The sequence below is a fragment of the Erythrobacter sp. genome (assembly GCF_023653175.1).
Classification (GTDB): domain Bacteria; phylum Pseudomonadota; class Alphaproteobacteria; order Sphingomonadales; family Sphingomonadaceae; genus Erythrobacter.
Genome location: NZ_JAMNXL010000072.1, coordinates 1 through 17,036, shown reverse-complemented (window position 1 = coordinate 17,036; position 17,036 = coordinate 1). Strand labels below are relative to the sequence as shown.

The window sequence follows — 17,036 nt, the reverse complement described above, 5'->3', positions numbered from 1 at the left end:
GCCGCTCGTGATCACCGCCGCGATCACCGCCTGATAGCGGGGCGCGCGCAGTGCTCGCCGATTGCGGCTGTGCTTCACCACGGCCAGACCATAGTCGACAAAGCCGATGGTGAGCACGCCGAGGTAGAGCATCATCCACCCGAACAGCCCTTCATAAAGCGCGCGATCGGTGACTTCGGGGTGGCGGTATTCGGGCCCGTAGAGGGACAGCAATGCCATCGCTATCGCCAGCGCCCCTGCACCGAGGAAGCCGTAGCACGCCGCCCGGCCCCATCTGCGGTGATTGGCCGCGCCCTTTCGGGTGACGATCGGCCCCCAGAACGCCGTCAGCCCCACCGCACCGGTGGCGACATGAAGCACGACAAGCGCGTGGAACAGCGTCATGCCCGTCAGCATGACACAACTCGTGTCAATCCGCTAGGACACTCTCGCGCGCGGTTCAGCGTACCCGCGAAGGCGCGACCAGCACCGCGTTGGCGATCATCAGGTCGAGCCCTTCGAGGAAGCCGCGGGTCGAGGGATCATGGGCAAAGCCGATCACCAGCCCGCGCCCGGTGGGCTGCGCCATCAGGTAGGGCTTGTAGGCCATCTGCCGCCGGTTCTCGTCCCACACATAGCCGCTGGCGATGAGGCTGCCCGGCGCGGCAAAGCGCACCGCGTTGATGCCCTTGTCGCGGCCCAGAGGGGTGAAGATCTGCGTCCCCGTCGCCAGCACCACCGCGCCCTCGTCATAGCCGGCCGAGAGGAAGTGGTCGGGCTCGCTCACCACATTGAGGAGCGCGCCCGGCAGCGTGTCGGGGAGCGCGGCAGGGTCCTTGATCGCCTCGCGATATTCGCTGTCACTGGCGATGGCGATCGCTTCGGCAAGATCGCCCTTGGCGTCCCCGGCCTCGCCCGGATCGCGGCCCAGCGCCGCTTCGCGCTTGACGGCGAGGAGCGGATTGTCGCCGCTGCTGAATGTCTCGAGGCTGTCGCCGATCGCCACGAGCACCCCGCCGCGCTGAACGAAGCTGCGCAAGGCGCGCTGCCCGCCCTCGCCAAGCTGGGCGGATGGATCGCCCTCGGGCACCAGCACCACGTCGTAATCGGAGAGGTCGGCGCGGGCGAGGCGAGCGGTGCGGATCGGGGTCACCGGCAGTCCGATGCGCTGCTCGAGCACATAGCGCAGCGCCCCTGCGGAAAGCTGCGAGATCCCGTCATCCCACGCCACCGCCACGCGCGGCAGGGTGAGGCGCACGAAATGCTCACTCCCGAGGTTGGGCCCGCTGTCGACCCACCCGCTGTCGAGCGCGATAGTGGTCGCGCCGACTTCCTGCGCCAATGCGGCGAGGCGCGCCATCTTCTCTGGCGTGTTCGACCCCGCGGGGAAGACCACGGTGCCGCGCGGGCACTGGCGCCCGCCCACCGCGAAGGCCTTGTCGGTCACGCGGCCCTCGATCCTTTCGCGAAGGGCGAGAGTGACGAGGCGCGCCTGCCCGCTGTCGGTCCACGGCACGGCGATGGCGAAGGCCCCGCTGCCCTCGGCCTTGGCGGCGATCGGCGCGTCGGGAGCCATCGCGTCGCCGCTGACGGCGGCATTGCACAGCGCCACGTCGACCCCCGCCATCGGCCCTACCGCCCAGGCGGTCACATCGTAGAGTTCATGCGGCAGATCGACCGAGCGGCGGCGTTCCTGCTCGGCAAGGAAATCGGGCGGGAGCGGCGTGTCGCGGTCGAGCAGGCTGCGGATCAGCCGCGCGGCGGGCTGGGCCTGCGGCACGGCGAGGTAGCCGGCCGGATAGGACTTGCCGCAGACGCTCGCAGCGCCCTCGCGCCGCAGCACGGTGATGCCCTGCGCGGCGAGGCGGCGCCCGAGGCGCTCGGCGTTCCAGCGCCGCTTGGCAAGGTCGATCACATAGGTCGCCTTGCCCGCCGCGCCGTTCGCATTGCCTGCGCGGTAGGCGGCGAAATCGGACAGGAACTTCTGCGCATTGTCCGCCACCGCGCTTGCTGTGGCGAGGCTGGCGGAAAAGTGGTTGGCGATCCCGTCGGCATAGGTGAGTTCGGTTCCGTCGCGCCGCTTGAACACCAGACCGCGCGCCGAGCCCTGTTCGTAAGTCGAGCCGACCGCGCCCTGATGCGCGTTCCAGGTGTCGCCATAGCCGGGGTAGAACAGGTCATAGACCTCGCGGGTGAAATAGGGCTCGCCGCGCGCATCGAAGGCGGCGGCGTTGTAGCGGCCGATCAGCTCGTAGGCGCGGATCTGGGCCGGGGTGAGGTTGGGGCTGAAGGGCTGGGCGGCGGGCGAGAAGAAGTAGGTCTCGTCCCCGCCCATTTCGTGAAGGTCGACCACCACCACCGGGTTCCACTGCCGGATCGCCGCGACCTTACCGCGCGTCTCGGGCTGGGAGAGCGTGAACCAGTCGCGGTTGAGATCGAACATGTAGTGGTTGACGCGGCCCGAGGGCCAGGGCTCGTCATGCTCGGCGGCCTGCCGGTCGGCGTCGGGGGCGATCCCCGTCGAGGCGAGGAAATTGTTCACGAAGCGCGCCCGCCCGTCGGGGTTCTGCATCGGGTCGATGACGGTGATGGTGCCGGCCATGATCCTGGCGGCGCGCGCATCGTCCGTGGCGGCGAGCAGGTGATAGGCGGTCATCAGCGCGGCGTCGGTCGAGGAGATCTCGTTGCCGTGCACGCCGTAGGTCAGCCATGTCACGGGCATCGCCATGCCGTTGCCGGGTCGTCCCGAGGCGATTGTCGCCATGTCGGCACGAATCGCGTCGATCCTCGCCATGTTGGCCGGGGCCGAAAGCACGAGGTAATAGAGCGGCCGCCCCTCCCAGCTCGTCGCATATTGCACCAATTGCGTGCGGTCGGGCGCGGCGGCGGCGAGCGCCTTCAGGTAGGCATAGGCCTGATCGGGCGAGGTGATCCGCGCGCCCGGCGCATGGCCGACGGTGGCGGTCAGGGTTGGGATCGCGGGATCGAATTGCCCTTTGGCGAAGGACTGCGCGGCGGCAGGCGGGGCGATGGCGAGCATCGCGAGGAGCATCAGGCTCCAGCCCCGGATTACGTCACGCATCATCTGTCCCCGTTTGGCCGCAAGAAGCAAGTTTGACCCGCTTGCCGCGACAAGCCCCGTGCGGTCAAGCGGGGAGCGGCGAATGACGAAGGAGGCCGGGGGCCTTGCGCACGCGAACTTTCGGGAAAGGCACGCAATTCGCGCCGAGGCCGCTGGACGTGTCCCCCGCGCGGGGCTAGCGAGAACCAAGCGAAGCCGGTCGGGGATAGGCGATGTTCCACTACGTCATGTCGGGGCTGCGGGTGACAAGCGACCTCGCCATGCCCGGGCTGATCGAGACCGCCGCCACCGCCTCGGCTGCTCCCGATGTCCGCATCCGTCAGGGCGAGGTGCCGTTGGCGCTCGACGATTGCGACGCATCCGGCCCCAATTGGCAGATGGCCGACGACCGCTTCCTGCTGCGCATTCCCGGGATCGTGCGCATGACGCTCGATGCCGGCACCGCGATCACCTGGCAGTGCGAGGGGGACACCCGGCCCGAGGACGCGGTCATCTTCATCAGCGGCAGCGGGTTCGGCCTGCTGATGCACCAGCACGGGCGCTGCATCATGCATGGCAGCGCGGTCGCGGTGGGGGGCAGGGCGGTATTGTTCTGCGGCCCCTCGGGCGCGGGCAAGTCGACGCTGGCCGCAGCGCTGGCAGCGCGCGGGTTCGGCCATGTCGCCGATGACCAATGCGTGCTCTCGGGGCTCGCCGGGGGCGAGGTGCTGGTCCATCCCGATGGCCGCGCGCACAAGCTGTGGGAACAGGCGATCACCAAGCTCGACCTTGCCGAGCGGAGCGGCGACCCGGTGCGCAGCGCCTTGCGCAAATTCTTCGTCGCCCCCCAAGCCGCCAGCCCCGCCGAGAGCGGCGCGGCGCTGCCGCTCGCCGCCATCTATATCCTCGCCGAGGCGCGGGCCCCCGATCTGGTGAAGGGCGAGAAGGTGACGATCACGCCGCTCAATCTCGCCGATGCCGCGATTGCGGTCCGGGCCAATGCCTATCGCCCGGCGATGGTCGAGCGGCTCGGCCAGGCCGGGCTCTATCTTCAGGCCGCCGCCGCCGCGCAGCGCGCCGGCGGAGTGTTCCGGCTGGTGCGCCCGATGAACTTCGAAGTGATGGACGAGGTGCTCGCCGCCCTCGCCCGGCACTGGGAGGACACCGGCCTTGCGGAGCGCGTGGCTTGAAGCCGATCGTCTGGCTGGCCTCCTTCCCCAAATGCGGCAACACGTGGGCGCGCCTGCTGCTCGCCAACCTCGCCTCCGAGGAGCCGCGCGGCATCAACACCATCGGCACGGGTGACGGGATCGCGAGCAGCCGCCCGCGATTCGACGACACCTGCCTGATCGCCTCGGGCCTGCTCACCCACGAGGAATGCGATGCGATGCGCCCGGCGCTCTACCGCCACCTAGCCGAAGGCGCCGGGAGGCGCGCCGCTGCGCGGGAAAGCGCAGATGATCCGCTCGGCGTATGGCAATGGATCAAGACCCACGACGCCTGGACCTGCACCACGGCGGGCGAGCCGCTGATGGGCGGCGGCGCCATCGCGCACGCGGCGGTGCTGATCGTGCGTGATCCGCGCGACGTGGTCGCCTCGCTCGCAAATCACAATGGCCAGACGCTCGAGGAGGCGGCGACGATGATGGCCGATCCCGACAGCGCTTTCGCCGGACGCAGCGACCGCCAGCCCCTGCAATTGCGGCAAAGGCTGCTCGGCTGGAGCGGCTATTACCGCAGCTGGATCGAGCAGGACGAAGTGCCGGTGCATGTGCTGCGCTACGAGGATCTGCAGGCGGGCGCGGCGGGCGCGCTCGGGGCCGTGCTGGCGGGTCTCGGCATTTCGGTCGATCCTGCACGGCTGGAGCGTGCGGCGCTGTGGTCCGCCTTCGAGACGGTGCAGGCGCAGGAAGCGGAAAGCGGCTTCAAGGAAGCGCCGGTCAAGCTGGGCACCGGGCGCTTCTTCCGCAGCGGGCGCAGCGGCGGCTGGCGCGAGGAGCTGAGCGACGCCTTGCGCGCGACAATCGAGCGCGATCACGGCGAGATGATGCGCCGCTTCGGCTATCTGCCGGAAGGTCGGCGATGAGCGCGATGGCCCGTTGGCGCGCGCTCGGCCCGGTGCGGCGCGCCCTGCTGCTGCGCGCGCTTGCCGCGCTGTGCGCCGCTTCGGCCGAGGTGCGGCTGCGACCCTTCGCGCGCATCGCCGCCCGGCTCGGCACAATGGAGCCTCCGCCCCGGCCCGACCCCGCGGGCGATGCGGCCCGCGCGCGACAAATCCGCTGGGCGGTCGACGCGGCGGCGCGGCGGCTGCCGTTCGAATGCGCCTGCCTCGCCCGCGCGCTGGCGGCCCGCGCCCTGTGCCGCGCCCATGGGCTCGCGCCGGTGCTGCACATGGGGGCAGAGCGTGGTCAGCAGGGGCGGCCTGAGACCCATGCCTGGCTGACCGCGGCGGGCGTCGGCGTGACCGGCTATCCGCTGCCGCCCGGCATGGTCGAGATCGGCTGCTTCGGTTCGTGAGCCGCCCCTGCCAGCAGCGCGGCGAGCCATGCATCGACTGTGCAGTCGATCACCAGATGCACCCGCGATGCGACGCCCCGGTTGTCGATCGCGTGGGTGTCCGACAGGCGCAGATACCAGCATTCCCCGGCCTGCATCTCCACCCGCGTGCCGTTCAGCCGGAAGTCGACATCCGGGTTCGAGGTGACCGGCACATGCAGCCGCGCCTGGCCGAGCGCGGCGTCGAGATCGTGGTCGGCGTGCGGCTTGATCCGCGAGGCCGGATCGAGCTTCATCAGCCGCACCGATTGCAGCGGGCAGGCAAAGGCGCCGAGGACTTCGCGCAGGTAGGGCGAGCGGGCCAGCCACGGCGTATCCTCGAACACGGTCGCGGAAGGGTCGGAGACGGCCATCATGATCGGGTGCGTCGCGCCCGCCTTGCAGCGCAGCGGGAGGATGCTCCATCCGCCCTCGTAATTGTCGCGGACGAAGTGCGGGGTCCAGTCCGCGGCGGCGATCTGTGCGACTTCGGCCGCCATGCGCGCCGGATCGAAGGCGAGCGGCAGGCGCAGTCGGTCGGGCAGTTCGGCGAGCGGGAAGGCAGGGGCTGCGCGCATGGCCGGGCATTGTTCTCCGCTGCGGGGCCGGGCTAGGATCCGCGCATGGATCATGGATCAGGCATCCCGCCCTATCAACCGCCGATTCCCGATGCGGCGGCCATCGCAACGCTGCGCCACGCGCTGCTCGGCGACGGCGCCTTGATCGACCGGATCGCGGCTCTCCCGCGCGATGCGGCGATTGCCGCGCTGTGCGAGCTTGCCGCAGCCAGCGGCACGGCCGTCGCGCCCGAGGCGCTGGTGCAGTTCTTGCGGCCCGATCCGCTGGGCCTCGACCGCTTGGCCCTGCGCGCGGTGACGGGGGATCACCCGCCCTCGGAGCAATGGCTGCCGGTGGGCCTCGGCACCGACGGCGCGCAGGCGGTGGTCGAATGGGCCCATTTCGCCGGAGCGCCGCTCGACGATCCGTTCTTCGAATATCCCTTGCGCAAGGCGCGGCAGCACCCCGTCTCGCGCCTGCTCGCCTGGAGGACGCCGCTGGAGCGCCTTGCCTTGGCGGGCGAGGCGGGCGAGGCCGTGCTCGATGGGCTGGTGTTCCACATGTCGCGCTGCGGCTCGACGCTGGTGGCGCAGGCGCTGGGCGCCATGCCGGGGCATCTCGTCCTGTCCGAGCCCGCGCCCTTCGATGACCTGCTGCAATTCTGCACTGCGCGCGCCGATCTTCCGCTCGAGACGCGAGTCGCACTGCTGCGCGGCATGGCGGCGGCGCTGGCAAGCGAACGCGGCGCGCCCGTGCGGCGCCGCTTTCTCAAGACCGATTGCTGGCACGCCGGTGCCTTGCCGCTGCTGCGCGCCGCCTTTCCCGAGACGCCGTGGATATTCCTCTATCGCGATCCCGTAGAAGTGCTGATGTCGCACGAGCGCATGCCGGGCGGGCAGACCTTGCCGGGGCCGCATGCCGCGATGGTCGGGATCGCGGAACCGGGAGCGCGGCCCGGGCTCGACTTTGCCGCGCGGGTGCTCGCCGCGATTTGCCACCGCGCGGCCGATCATGCCGGGATCGGGGGCGGGATGCTGATCGACTATGCTCAGCTGCCGGAGGCTTTCCTGACGCGCATCCTGCCGCATTTCGGGATCATGCCCGACGCTGCCGATGCCGAGTGCATCGCCCAAGCGCTGCGGCGCGATGCCAAGCAGCCCCACCAGAGCTTCGATCCCCACCAGCGCCCGCCCCGCCAGCGCGCCTCTGCGGCGGTGATCGCTGCCAGCGACCGGCATCTCGCGCCCGCCGTCGCCCGGCTGCGCGCGCTGGCGACGCGCATCGGCGATTGACGCGGGCCCGTCTTTCCCTAGTTCAGTGACCGGCGAGGACAGGAGCAAGGCCCGATGATGATTAGCAAATCGACCGACTGGCTGTGCGCGCGCGCGGGCGACGAGCTGATGATGATGAACGCCGCGCTGGGCAGCTATATCGGTCTCGACGCGGTCGGCGCGCGGATCTGGGACCTGCTCGACGAGGAGCGCGATGCCGACGCGATCTGCACGCGGCTGCTCGCCGAATTCGAGGTCGAGGAGGCGCAGTGCCGCGCCGAGGTCGCGGCCTTTCTCGATGAGCTCGAATCCCACAAGGCGATCACCCGCACGCTCGCGCAGTCGGAGTAAGGCCGTGGGAGCCTCCGGGGGCAGGACGGCGTCGGGATGAGCGCGATCTTCGGGGTGCTGCGCCGCGATGGCGGGGCGGTGGAGGAGCGCGCGCTGGAGGCCATGGCGCGCATCCTCGCCCACCGGGGCCCGGACGGGTCGCGGGTGCTGGCGCTCGACAATGCCGGGCTCGGGCACTGCCTGATGCGGGTGACCCGCGAGGACCGGCTCGAGGCGCAGCCGCTCCACGATCCGGCGGCAGGCGTGACGCTGGTCGCCGATCTCAGGCTCGACAACCGCGAGGCGCTGGCTAGCGAGCTCGGCATCGGCGATGACGCGCTGGCGCAGATGGCCGACAGCGACGTGCTGCTGGCGGCATGGCGGCACTGGGGTGATGCTTGCCTCGGCAAGCTGATCGGCGATTTCACCATTGCCTTGCGCGATCACCGGGCCAGGCGGCTCTATCTGGCGCGCGACGGCATGGGCCAGCGCGGGCTCTATCTTCACGCGGGCGAGCAGATCGTCGCCTTTGCCAGCGAGATACCTGCGCTTTTCGCTCTGCCCGAGGTGCCGCGCGCGCTCAGCGAGGCGGGGATTGCGCGGCGGTTGCTGGTGCCGGTCGATCCCGATCCCGATGTCACGCTGTATGACGGCGTGACCTATCTGCCCGGCGGCAACTTGCGCTGGTTCGACGATGCCGGCGGCGGCGGGGAGCGGCGCTTCTGGGAGCCGCAGGCCGCGCCCGAGCATCTCGGCAAGGACAATGCCTACTACCTCGAAGCCTATCGCGCGGTGGTCACCGAGGCGATCGCCTGCCGGGTGCGGCGGCTCGAGAAGCCGCCCTGCCTGATGTTCAGCGGCGGCTTCGACAGCGGCACCATCGCCGCTGTCGCCGCGCCGATCATGGCCGCACGCGGGCAGGCGATGATCGCGGTGACCTCGGTCCTCAACGAGGGCGAATCCAGCCCGCGGGGCGATTCGCGCGCGCTGGCGGAGGCCTTCGCGGGCATGCCGGGGCTGGCGCTCCACACGGTTTCGCGCGGGGAGGATTCGCTGCTCACCCGGCTGGAGGAGAGCTTCGCGCGCAGCGGCGAGTGCGTCACCTTCAATTATGTGCGTGCCGCCGGCTTTGCGCTGGGGCGGCGCGAAGGCGCGCGTCTGGCGATGGACGGGCACGGGGGCGATTACACGGTCAACATGCTCGATGCCGGGATGCTGGGGCGGATCCTGCGGCGCGGGCACCTGCGGCGCTTCTGGCGCGAGCTCAGGGCGCGGCGCGCCTTCACCCGCCGCAGCCTTGCGGCAATCCTCTATGGCGACGTGCTGCGTCCGCTGGTGCCGCAGCGCCTGATGCGCGCGATCTTCGACTGGCGCGACGCCAGCGTGCCGCTGTGGCAACGGCGCTATGTGCAGGGCGATTTTGCCCTGCGGCATGTCGCCGGCGGCATGGTCGATCCGCGCCGCCTGCGGCACCCGCGCGTCGCATGGCAGCGCTGGCAGGCGCGCTGGCTGCACATGCAACGCATGATGATGCTCGGGCCCCCGACGCCGGCCACCATCGCGGCGGCGCAGGGGCTCGACTTCACCCGGCCATTCCACGACATCCGCATCGTCGCGCTGGCGCTGGCGATCCCGGAGCATCTGCAATTCCGCGACGGCCGCGAACGCTGGCTGGCGCGCACGGCTCTGGCCGATTGCCTGCCGCCCAGCCTGATCGCCCGCCAGCCGGGCAACACGCCGGAGCGCCCCGGTCAGGAGGCGATGTTCGCCCAGAGCCTGCCTGCGGCGCTAGCGATGCTGGAAGAGGCAGGGCCGGAGAGTCCGGCGGCGCGCTATGTCGATGTCGGCAAGCTGCGCGCTGCAGTCACCGAGGCGGGCTCAAGCCGCGAAGGCCGGAGCAACCCGATCGCAACCAGTGGTGCGGCCAACGCGATGCTGATCGCGCGGTTCGTGAACTGGTTTTCGCGCGGGAACGGCCCGAGTCAGGAGCCGTAGGGGTAGCTCGACACGCTGCCGTCGCCGCCCGGGATGATCGTGTTGGCGCGCGCATCGCCCAGATCGGATACGATCACACGCGGAGTCTTCCATGGGGCGCGGGCGCCGGGTGCGGTTCTGCCTGCAACTGCATCGCTTGCGCTGTTGGTGCCGACCATCATCATCTTCCCCGAAATCCGGGCGCTGCGTCCCGGGAATGTGCCGCCATGGGCGATGCGCGGGCTTTGGCACAAGGACCGGTATTTGGCAATCAGTATGTCTCTGTAATACCTTCAAGCCTGCCATTTGCGAGGTCGCGGCCCGCGGCCGGAGGGACATTTTGAAAGGCTTGGCGCGGGATTTCCGAAATAAACGTATCGGATCGGGCAAATCCTTGATATTACGGAGTCGCGACGCCCTCTGACGGTTTGTCAGGGCTGCGCGGCGCTAAGGGGATGAGCCGGCATTGCCCGGCAGTCTTTTAGGGGGGTGCCGAATGTCGGATGTGTTCGTCGGGCAGATCAGTCTGTTTGCCTTCGATTATGCGCCGCGGGGCTTTGCCGAGTGCAACGGGCAGCTCATGCAGATCGCGCAAAGCCAGGCGCTGTTCGCGCTGATCGGCGTGACCTATGGGGGCAATGGTACCACGACTTTCGCCCTGCCGGACCTGCGCGGACGGGTTCCGGTCGGCTACGGCACCTCGCCGCAATCAGGCCAGATGGCGCTCGGACAGGTCGGCGGCGTGGAAAACGTGACGCTGTCGGGCACGAGCCTGCCCGCCCACGATCACGCGCTCACGGCCAGCACGCAGGTCGCCACGCGGCGCGTGCCCACAGGCCGCATGCTCGCCACCGACACCTCGACCAATGCCGAATATTACGCGGCACCCGGTCAGGTCACGGCGCTCAGCCCCGCTTCTATCGGCCTTACCGGGGGCAACGGGCCGCATGAAAACCGGCAGCCCTTCCTCACGATCAACTATTGCATCGCGCTGACCGGGATTTTCCCGAGCAGGAACTGAACCGGGCCGGCAGCGGCGAATTTCAAGGGGGGCAGCAATGTCGAATGCATTCATTGGCGAAATCCGGCTGTTCGGCGGTACCTTCGCACCGCGCGGTTGGGCCTTCTGTGACGGCAGGCTGCTTGCGATCGCAAACTACGACACGCTGTTCGCACTGATCGGCACGACCTACGGCGGCGATGGCGTGAACACCTTTGCGGTTCCGGACCTGCGCTCGCGCGTGCCGCTGAGCCAGGGGCAGGGCGGCGGTCTTTCAGACTACGCGATGGGGCAGACCGGCGGGACCGAACAGGTCTTGCTCGATGCCTCGCAGATTCCTGCGCACCAGCATGGTCTCAATGCCACCGCGGCAACCGGTGCGGCGATGTCGCCGGGGTCGACGGTCATGCTCGCCACCCCGGTCGAGTCCGGCGCGACGCCGAGCCTTTACGTCGTGCCCGGCACCAGCGGCGTCAATCCCGCGCCGATGGCCCCGCAGAGCATCAGTATGACCGGCGGCAACCAGCCGCATAGCAACATGATGCCCACACAGGCGATCAACTACATCATTGCCACCGAGGGCCTCTGGCCCGCCCGGAACTAGGCCCCGCGCAGGTCAGGAGACGATCATGGAACCATTTATCGGCGAGATTCGCTTGTTCGCCTTCGACTACAACCCGCGCGGCTGGGCATTGTGCAACGGCGCGGTGTTGCCGATCCAGCAGAACACGGCGCTGTTCTCGATCCTCGGCGTCAGTTTCGGCGGTAACGGGACGACCACCTTCGGGCTGCCGGACCTGCGCGTTCGCGCCGCAATCGGAGCGGGCACCGCCGGCGGCCTGACGCCGCAGAGCGTTGGCCAGGTCGGGGGTTCCACCACCGTCGCCCTGACAACGGCGCAGATTCCGGCGCACAACCACGTGCTCAATTCCGGCACGTTGACCCCACCCAATCCGGCGCAGAATGTCGCGCCGCCCTCGCCCCAGGCGCTGCTCGGCCTGTCGGCGCCGAACAACATCTACATCGACCCGGTCACGCCCGACACCGCGATGATTGCGAGCTCGATTTCTCCCAGTGGCGGCGGACAGCCGCATGAGAACATGCAGCCCTATCTCGCGATCAATTTCTGCATCGCGACGCAAGGGGTATACCCCGCGCGCAACTGATCGTCCGGACGTGAGCACAGCGATGCGCAGCGCGCTCGTTCGCATCCCGCCGGCGCTGGCGGCGCAAGGCATGGCGCTGCGGCCCGAGACCGCGGCGGACGATCCCTACCTGCTTGCGCTCTACGCCACCACGCGGGCCGCCGAGCTCGATCAGGTCGCCGATTGGACCGCGGCGCAGAAGCAGGCCTTCGTGGCGATGCAGTTCGACGCGCAGCGCCGCCACTACCGCACCGCGCTCGAGAATGTCGCCTTCGACGTCATCACGCGCGGCGGCGCGCCGATCGGACGGCTCTACACGCAGGAGGGCGAGACGATGCTGCACATCGTCGACATCCTGATCGATCCGGCCGAACGCGGCGCAGGCGTCGGCACCGCCCTGTTGCAGGGCCTTGCGGCCGATGCGCGGGCTGCCGGCAAGGTGCTCAGCATCTTTGTCGAGAGCTACAATCCGGCCAGGCGGCTCTATGAACGGCTGGGTTTCGTCGCGGTCGGCGAGCCCCGGGGCTTCTACATCGAAATGGAGATCCCGCTGCCTTAGGGTAAGGCGGCGGAACGCTAGTTGAAGATCGCCTCGTATTGCACCCCGGCCGTGTCGGCACCGACAGGCACGAGAAAAATTTCGAGCATTCCCAGCCGCTCATGGTCTATCGCATAGGTGCCCTGGGCGAGCGCCCGGCGGTCGGGACAGACGAACAGCAGCGTGAACGGATGGCGCGAATGGACATGCGGATCACGAAAACCCAGCGCCGTCGCCTCGCGCAGTTCGAGGTCGAAGCGGGCATCGGGGAAGGCGACGGTGAAGGTGCTGCCCACTTCCGGCTGGAAGAGCTCGAGGGTGAGGGGCGGGGCGGCCGCTTCTGGCTGATTCGTCATGGGCCGCAGCGTGGCTGAAGCACGCCCCCCGATCAAGTCGAAGCGGACGACGCAAGGCATGCAAGCCTTTGAACTGGTGTGCGCCTGCCTCGCCCCCGCAGCGCAGGCCCTGCCGGATGCGGCGGCGGTCGATCCCGGGCTGCTGGCGCGGGTCGCGCGGCGCCATCAGGTCTCCGCACTGGTCGCGGCGCGGCTGGAGGAGGCGGGGCAGGTGGTCCCGGACACGCTCGCCCGCCAGGCCGCGGCCGCGCGGCGGAGGGCATTGCAGCAGATGGGCGCCGCGCTCGATCTTGCCGAGGCGCTGGAGCGCGGCGGCATCCCTGTGCTGCTGCTCAAGGGCGTGACGCTCTCGCAGCAGGCCTTCGGATCGCCGCTGCTGCGCGGGGCGGTCGATATCGACCTGCTGGTGCGCCCGCAGGATGTCGCTGCGGCGTGGGAGGTGCTGGCGCGCGCCGGATGGCGGCAGGTCAACCCGCCGACCCCGCTCACGGGCGCACGGCTGGCGCTGTTCTGCCGCGCCGCCAAGGATTCGCTGCATCGCCATCCGGAAACCGGGCAGGTGCTGGAGCTGCATTGGCGCCTGTCGGACGAACTGGCCGAGCCGCTGATGCCGCCGGTCACGGCGCTGGCGAGCCTTGCGCTGGCGCCGGGCAGAAGCGTGCGGGTGCTCGATGACGCGGCGCTGTTCCTCTATCTGGCCACCCACGGGGCGGCGCATGGCTGGGCACGGATCAAGTGGCTCGCCGATGTCGCCGCGCTGCTTCATCGCAGCCCGGACGGTGGCGGGCGGCTGTGGGCCCATGCCGCGCGTGGCGGTGGACGGATCGCGGCCGGCTCTGCGGTGATCCTGGCGCAGGAACTGTTCGGCCTTGCCCCGCCGCCCGGCTTCGTGCGCCCGCGCGGGCTGCGGATCGCAGGCGTGCTGTGGATCGCGCGGCGCATCATCCAGGCGGGCGAGGGCGCGCGCGAGCTCGAGACGACGCCGTGGCGCGGCTGGGCCGAGATGCTCGCCAAGCTGCTGGTCGCGGCCGGTTGGCGCGGGCGGTTGGCGGTGCTGCGCCGGCTGGTGCTGGCGGGCGAGGATATTGCACAGGTGGCGCTGCCCAAGGGTTTGATATGGCTTTATCCCGTGCTGCGCGTGCCGTTGCTGCTTCGCCGCCGGGCAGCGCGCGGGCGGCGGTTGCGCGAGGCCCGGCGAGCAGGTAACACCGCTCCATGAGGGGCGCATTTTCCGATTACGCGCGGGCCGCCATGGACCGCTTCTGCCGGATTGTCTCGGCAGCGCTGCTGGCCGTGGTGCTGGCCGCCTGTGCCGGGCGCGGGGGGGACATTCCCTATGACCCGCCCGGTTTCACCGCGCCCGATCCGCTCGCCAACAAGCTGCCGCAGCTGCCCACGGTGCTGGGCCCGGGCGACGTGATCGAGGTCAAGGTCTACCGGGTCGCCGACCTCTCGGGCGAGCAGGTGGTGGACAACACCGGGCGCATCAAGGTGCCGCTGATCGGTGCGCTCGTCGCCGCGGGCAAGACCGCCGACCAGCTGGAGACCGACATCGCCTCAGCGCTCGGCGCGCGCTACCTGCAGAGCCCGGACGTCCAGGTCATGCTCAAGACCCCCGTGGCCCGGTTGATCACGGTCGACGGGTCGGTGGTGCAGCCCGGCCTCTACCCCGTGACGGGTCAGGTCTCGCTGCTCCAGACCATCGCGATGGCGCGCGGCACGGCGCAGGGCGCCAATCCGCACCGCGTGGTGGTGTTCCGCACGATCGAAGGCCAGCGCATGGCGGCGAGCTTCGATATCGAATCGATTCGCGACGGCAAGATGGACGACCCCGCGATCTATCCGGACGACATCGTCGTGGTCGACGGCTCCTCGCTCAGCGCGACATGGACGCTGCTGATCCAGACGCTCCCGCTCGTCGCGCTCTTCCAGCCCTTCCGTTGATCCCCCTATCCGGTTGCGCCGGGTGCGGCAAGGTGATAGAAACTAAAGAGTTGAAGGATAGTAAGGCTATCCTGATCCGATACACGCTGACCGAACAGAGGGTGCCACCATGCGCAAGACCATCGCCGGACTGATGATTGGGGTGCTCGCCTTGGGCAGCGCCGCCGGTGCCGTTGCGGCGACTGCGGTGCCCTTCGCGCCGGTGAAGCCGGTCGAATTCGGCCAGCTCAACAACCGCGCCGTGCTCGGTCTGGCTGCCGCACAGGCGGAGGATTGCGTCCCCGACAGCGCCGGCAACGGCTGCCCCGCGGGCGGTGAGGAAGGCGGCTTTCTGGGTGGGGATGCCCTTCCGGTGGTCGCCGGCGTCGGTGTCGTGGCCGTCGGCGTGGCGGTTGCTGCGGGCGCCGGCTCCAGCAGCCCCTGATCATCCGCGCGCGGTCGCCTGAGTTTGAGGCACCGCTCCACGTATCGCACAAGCCGATGATGGCGCAGTGAATCGTCCCATCCTGTCCGACTGGCTTGCGCCAGCCTTTGTGCTCTGCGCTCTGGTGCTGGGCGGATCGAGTTCGGGCGGGATCTGGGCCAATCTCGTGCTCCAGTGGCTCGCGGCGATCCTGCTCCTCGTGCTGATCGCATCGCGCGCTGCCCTGCCTGTCCCGCGCGCCCTGCTGGCGCTGGGGGCAGCAGCTGTCTGCCTGCCGATCCTCCAGCTGATCCCGCTCCCGCCCTCGCTCTGGACGCAGCTGCCGCAGCGCGGCGCGGTGGCAGAGGGCTTCGCCTTGGCGGGCGCGGCGCTGCCGTGGATGCCGCTCTCGCTCGATCCCGACGCGACACTGGCAGTGCTCGCCAGCCTGCTCGTGCCGGCGGCCGGGCTGGCGCTGTTCGCCGCCGCCTCTCCGCGCGGGGTGCAGCGGGCGCTGGCGGCAGTGGTGGTAGTGGCGATCGGTTCCATCCTGCTCGGGATCATGCAGTTGCTCGACGGCGAGGGCACGGTGCTCCAGCCCTATGCCATCACCAACCCCGGCAAGGCGACAGGGCTGTTCGCCAACCGCAACCACCTTGCCACGCTGCTGGTGATGGCTATCCCCTGTGCGGTGTTGCTGGCGGGGCGGGACAAGCGCTGGCGCGGCGGCGTGCTGGCAGCGATCCTGACGGGCGGCCCGGTGCTCACCGGGTCGAGAGCGGGCATCGGCCTTGCCATTGTCGCGGCCGCGGTCAGCCTCGCTGCAATCCATGCCCCGGCACGCGCACGGGCCCCCTGGCTCGCGCTGCTGGGGGCAGGCGCGGCGCTCGGCGCGGCGGCCGGACTGTGGCTTGCGATCGCCCCGGCTGCGCCTGCGCCGGGCGGGATCGAGCAGCAGCGCCCGTTCATCATTGTCACCACGCTCGAAGCCGCGCGCGACCACTTTCCTGTCGGCAGCGGGGGCGGCAGCTTCCTTCGGGTCTACCAGCATCACGAGGATCCGGCTGTGACAACCCCGGAATACCGCAACCACGCCCACAATGATTATGCCGAGGTGCTGCTCGAATATGGCGCGCCGGGCGCAGCGTTGGTGCTGGCGGCGATCGGCTGGTGGGCGGTGGCTGCCTTCGCCGCCTGGCGCGGCGGGCCCGGCTGCGCCGGCGCGCGGGCAGGGGTCATCATGCTCGGGGTGGTGCTGGCGCATTCGCTGGTTGATTATCCGCTGCGCACGGCGGCCCTCGCCCTGCTGGCAGCTGCGGCCGGCATCATCGCTGCGCGCCGGGACGAGGCCGCGCAAGCCCCCGCCGCGGGCCAATCCGAGGCCCCGCAGGATGATCCCCGACATCTCCGTATAACCTTGTGATCAGCCGGTTTTGCCACTTTACCTCGGATGGCATCCCTGCCATTCCGTCACACGCAAAGCGGGACGCCGCTATCATGGGAGCTTGCGACGAGTGACCGAGATCGGGGCGGGAATCGCGCGCGAAGCCGGCGAAACCCGCGAGCAGCGGCGGCTGGGCGGACTCTCTTTCGCGCGGGCAGGGGGGGCAGCGACCGAACAGCCCGCCCCGGGCGCATCGCTCGTCGATATCGACATGGCCCTCAAGGTGGTGCTGCGGCATCGCTGGCTGGTGCTGGGCACGCTCGGCCTGGCGATCGCACTCGCGATCATCTTCACCCTGCTGGCGACCCGCGAATATCGCGCCGAGGCCACCTTGCAGATCAACGCCCAGCCCGCGCAGATCCTCGGCAGCCGCAACCAGCCGCAGCAGCGCTTCCGCAATGATGACCAATATCTCCAGACCCAGTTCGGCATCCTGCGCAGCCGCGCGCTGGCCGAACGGGTGGCGCGCGATCTGAAGCTGGCCGAAGACCCCGCCTT

Annotated in this window: 18 protein-coding genes and 1 pseudogene; 15 read left to right on the top strand and 4 right to left on the bottom strand. The window is 69.8% G+C overall.

Annotated elements, in window-relative coordinates; genetic code table 11:
• Positions 1–396: pseudogene (locus NBV68_RS09745) on the bottom strand (hypothetical protein); the annotation flags it as partial.
• Positions 397–439: 43 nt separating this feature from the next.
• Complete coding sequence (locus NBV68_RS09740) at positions 440–3,064, bottom strand: M14 family metallopeptidase (protein WP_296309270.1); 2,625 nt, start codon at positions 3,062–3,064, stop codon at positions 440–442.
• A gap of 209 nt (positions 3,065–3,273) precedes the next feature.
• Here NBV68_RS09740 and NBV68_RS09735 point away from each other — a divergent pair, with 209 nt between their 5' ends.
• From NBV68_RS09735 to NBV68_RS09725, 3 genes are read left to right on the top strand one after another with little or no spacing between them, the layout of a single operon-like run.
• Positions 3,274–4,230, top strand: coding sequence for a hypothetical protein (locus NBV68_RS09735; RefSeq protein ID WP_296309268.1), 957 nt, complete (start codon positions 3,274–3,276; stop codon positions 4,228–4,230).
• Positions 4,227–5,126: a sulfotransferase domain-containing protein gene (locus NBV68_RS09730; RefSeq protein WP_296309266.1), complete on the top strand. Its 900-nt coding sequence runs from the start codon at positions 4,227–4,229 to the stop codon at positions 5,124–5,126. Before NBV68_RS09735 ends, NBV68_RS09730 begins: the two co-directional genes overlap by 4 nt.
• Positions 5,123–5,557 (top strand): lasso peptide biosynthesis B2 protein, encoded by a 435-nt coding sequence (locus NBV68_RS09725; protein ID WP_296309263.1) that lies wholly within the window; start codon positions 5,123–5,125, stop codon positions 5,555–5,557. Before NBV68_RS09730 ends, NBV68_RS09725 begins: the two co-directional genes overlap by 4 nt.
• Here the strand turns inward: NBV68_RS09725 and NBV68_RS09720 are convergent.
• Positions 5,509–6,153 (bottom strand): aspartyl/asparaginyl beta-hydroxylase domain-containing protein, encoded by a 645-nt coding sequence (locus NBV68_RS09720; protein ID WP_296309259.1) that lies wholly within the window; start codon positions 6,151–6,153, stop codon positions 5,509–5,511. The genes NBV68_RS09725 and NBV68_RS09720 overlap by 49 nt on opposite strands.
• A gap of 45 nt (positions 6,154–6,198) precedes the next feature.
• Between NBV68_RS09720 and NBV68_RS09715 the strand changes: the two genes are divergently transcribed.
• From NBV68_RS09715 to NBV68_RS09685, 7 genes are all read left to right on the top strand, one after another.
• Positions 6,199–7,425: a hypothetical protein gene (locus NBV68_RS09715; RefSeq protein WP_296309257.1), complete on the top strand. Its 1,227-nt coding sequence runs from the start codon at positions 6,199–6,201 to the stop codon at positions 7,423–7,425.
• Between the two features lie 54 nt (positions 7,426–7,479).
• Positions 7,480–7,755, top strand: coding sequence for a PqqD family protein (locus NBV68_RS09710; RefSeq protein WP_296309254.1), 276 nt, complete (start codon positions 7,480–7,482; stop codon positions 7,753–7,755).
• Positions 7,756–7,791: 36 nt separating this feature from the next.
• Positions 7,792–9,729 (top strand): asparagine synthase-related protein, encoded by a 1,938-nt coding sequence (locus NBV68_RS09705; RefSeq protein WP_296309250.1) that lies wholly within the window; start codon positions 7,792–7,794, stop codon positions 9,727–9,729.
• Between the two features lie 475 nt (positions 9,730–10,204).
• Positions 10,205–10,729: a tail fiber protein gene (locus tag NBV68_RS09700; RefSeq protein WP_296309248.1), complete on the top strand. Its 525-nt coding sequence runs from the start codon at positions 10,205–10,207 to the stop codon at positions 10,727–10,729.
• 37 nt (positions 10,730–10,766) lie between these two features.
• Positions 10,767–11,312, top strand: a complete 546-nt coding sequence (locus tag NBV68_RS09695) for a tail fiber protein (RefSeq protein WP_296309247.1) — start codon at positions 10,767–10,769, stop codon at positions 11,310–11,312.
• A 52-nt stretch (positions 11,313–11,364) separates the two neighbouring features.
• Positions 11,365–11,874, top strand: a complete 510-nt coding sequence (locus NBV68_RS09690; protein ID WP_296309246.1) for a tail fiber protein — start codon at positions 11,365–11,367, stop codon at positions 11,872–11,874.
• A 22-nt stretch (positions 11,875–11,896) separates the two neighbouring features.
• Positions 11,897–12,412: a GNAT family N-acetyltransferase gene (locus NBV68_RS09685; RefSeq protein ID WP_296309243.1), complete on the top strand. Its 516-nt coding sequence runs from the start codon at positions 11,897–11,899 to the stop codon at positions 12,410–12,412.
• 17 nt (positions 12,413–12,429) lie between these two features.
• Here NBV68_RS09685 and NBV68_RS09680 read toward each other — a convergent pair whose 3' ends face one another.
• The gene (locus NBV68_RS09680; protein WP_296309242.1) at positions 12,430–12,747 is read right to left on the bottom strand and encodes a hypothetical protein; all 318 of its coding nucleotides are present in this window, start codon (positions 12,745–12,747) and stop codon (positions 12,430–12,432) included.
• 10 nt (positions 12,748–12,757) lie between these two features.
• Here NBV68_RS09680 and NBV68_RS09675 point away from each other — a divergent pair, with 10 nt between their 5' ends.
• The 5 genes from NBV68_RS09675 to NBV68_RS09655 form a co-directional block, all read left to right on the top strand.
• Positions 12,758–13,966, top strand: coding sequence for a nucleotidyltransferase family protein (locus NBV68_RS09675; RefSeq protein WP_296309240.1), 1,209 nt, complete (start codon positions 12,758–12,760; stop codon positions 13,964–13,966).
• Positions 13,963–14,691, top strand: a complete 729-nt coding sequence (locus NBV68_RS09670; protein ID WP_296309234.1) for a polysaccharide biosynthesis/export family protein — start codon at positions 13,963–13,965, stop codon at positions 14,689–14,691. Before NBV68_RS09675 ends, NBV68_RS09670 begins: the two co-directional genes overlap by 4 nt.
• Before the next feature lie 109 nt (positions 14,692–14,800).
• Positions 14,801–15,115 (top strand): hypothetical protein, encoded by a 315-nt coding sequence (locus tag NBV68_RS09665; protein WP_296309231.1) that lies wholly within the window; start codon positions 14,801–14,803, stop codon positions 15,113–15,115.
• A gap of 67 nt (positions 15,116–15,182) precedes the next feature.
• Complete coding sequence (locus tag NBV68_RS09660) at positions 15,183–16,517, top strand: O-antigen ligase family protein (RefSeq protein WP_296309229.1); 1,335 nt, start codon at positions 15,183–15,185, stop codon at positions 16,515–16,517.
• Positions 16,518–16,608: 91 nt separating this feature from the next.
• Positions 16,609–17,036: Wzz/FepE/Etk N-terminal domain-containing protein (locus NBV68_RS09655; RefSeq protein ID WP_296309227.1), on the top strand; the 428-nt coding region annotated here is incomplete at its 3' end.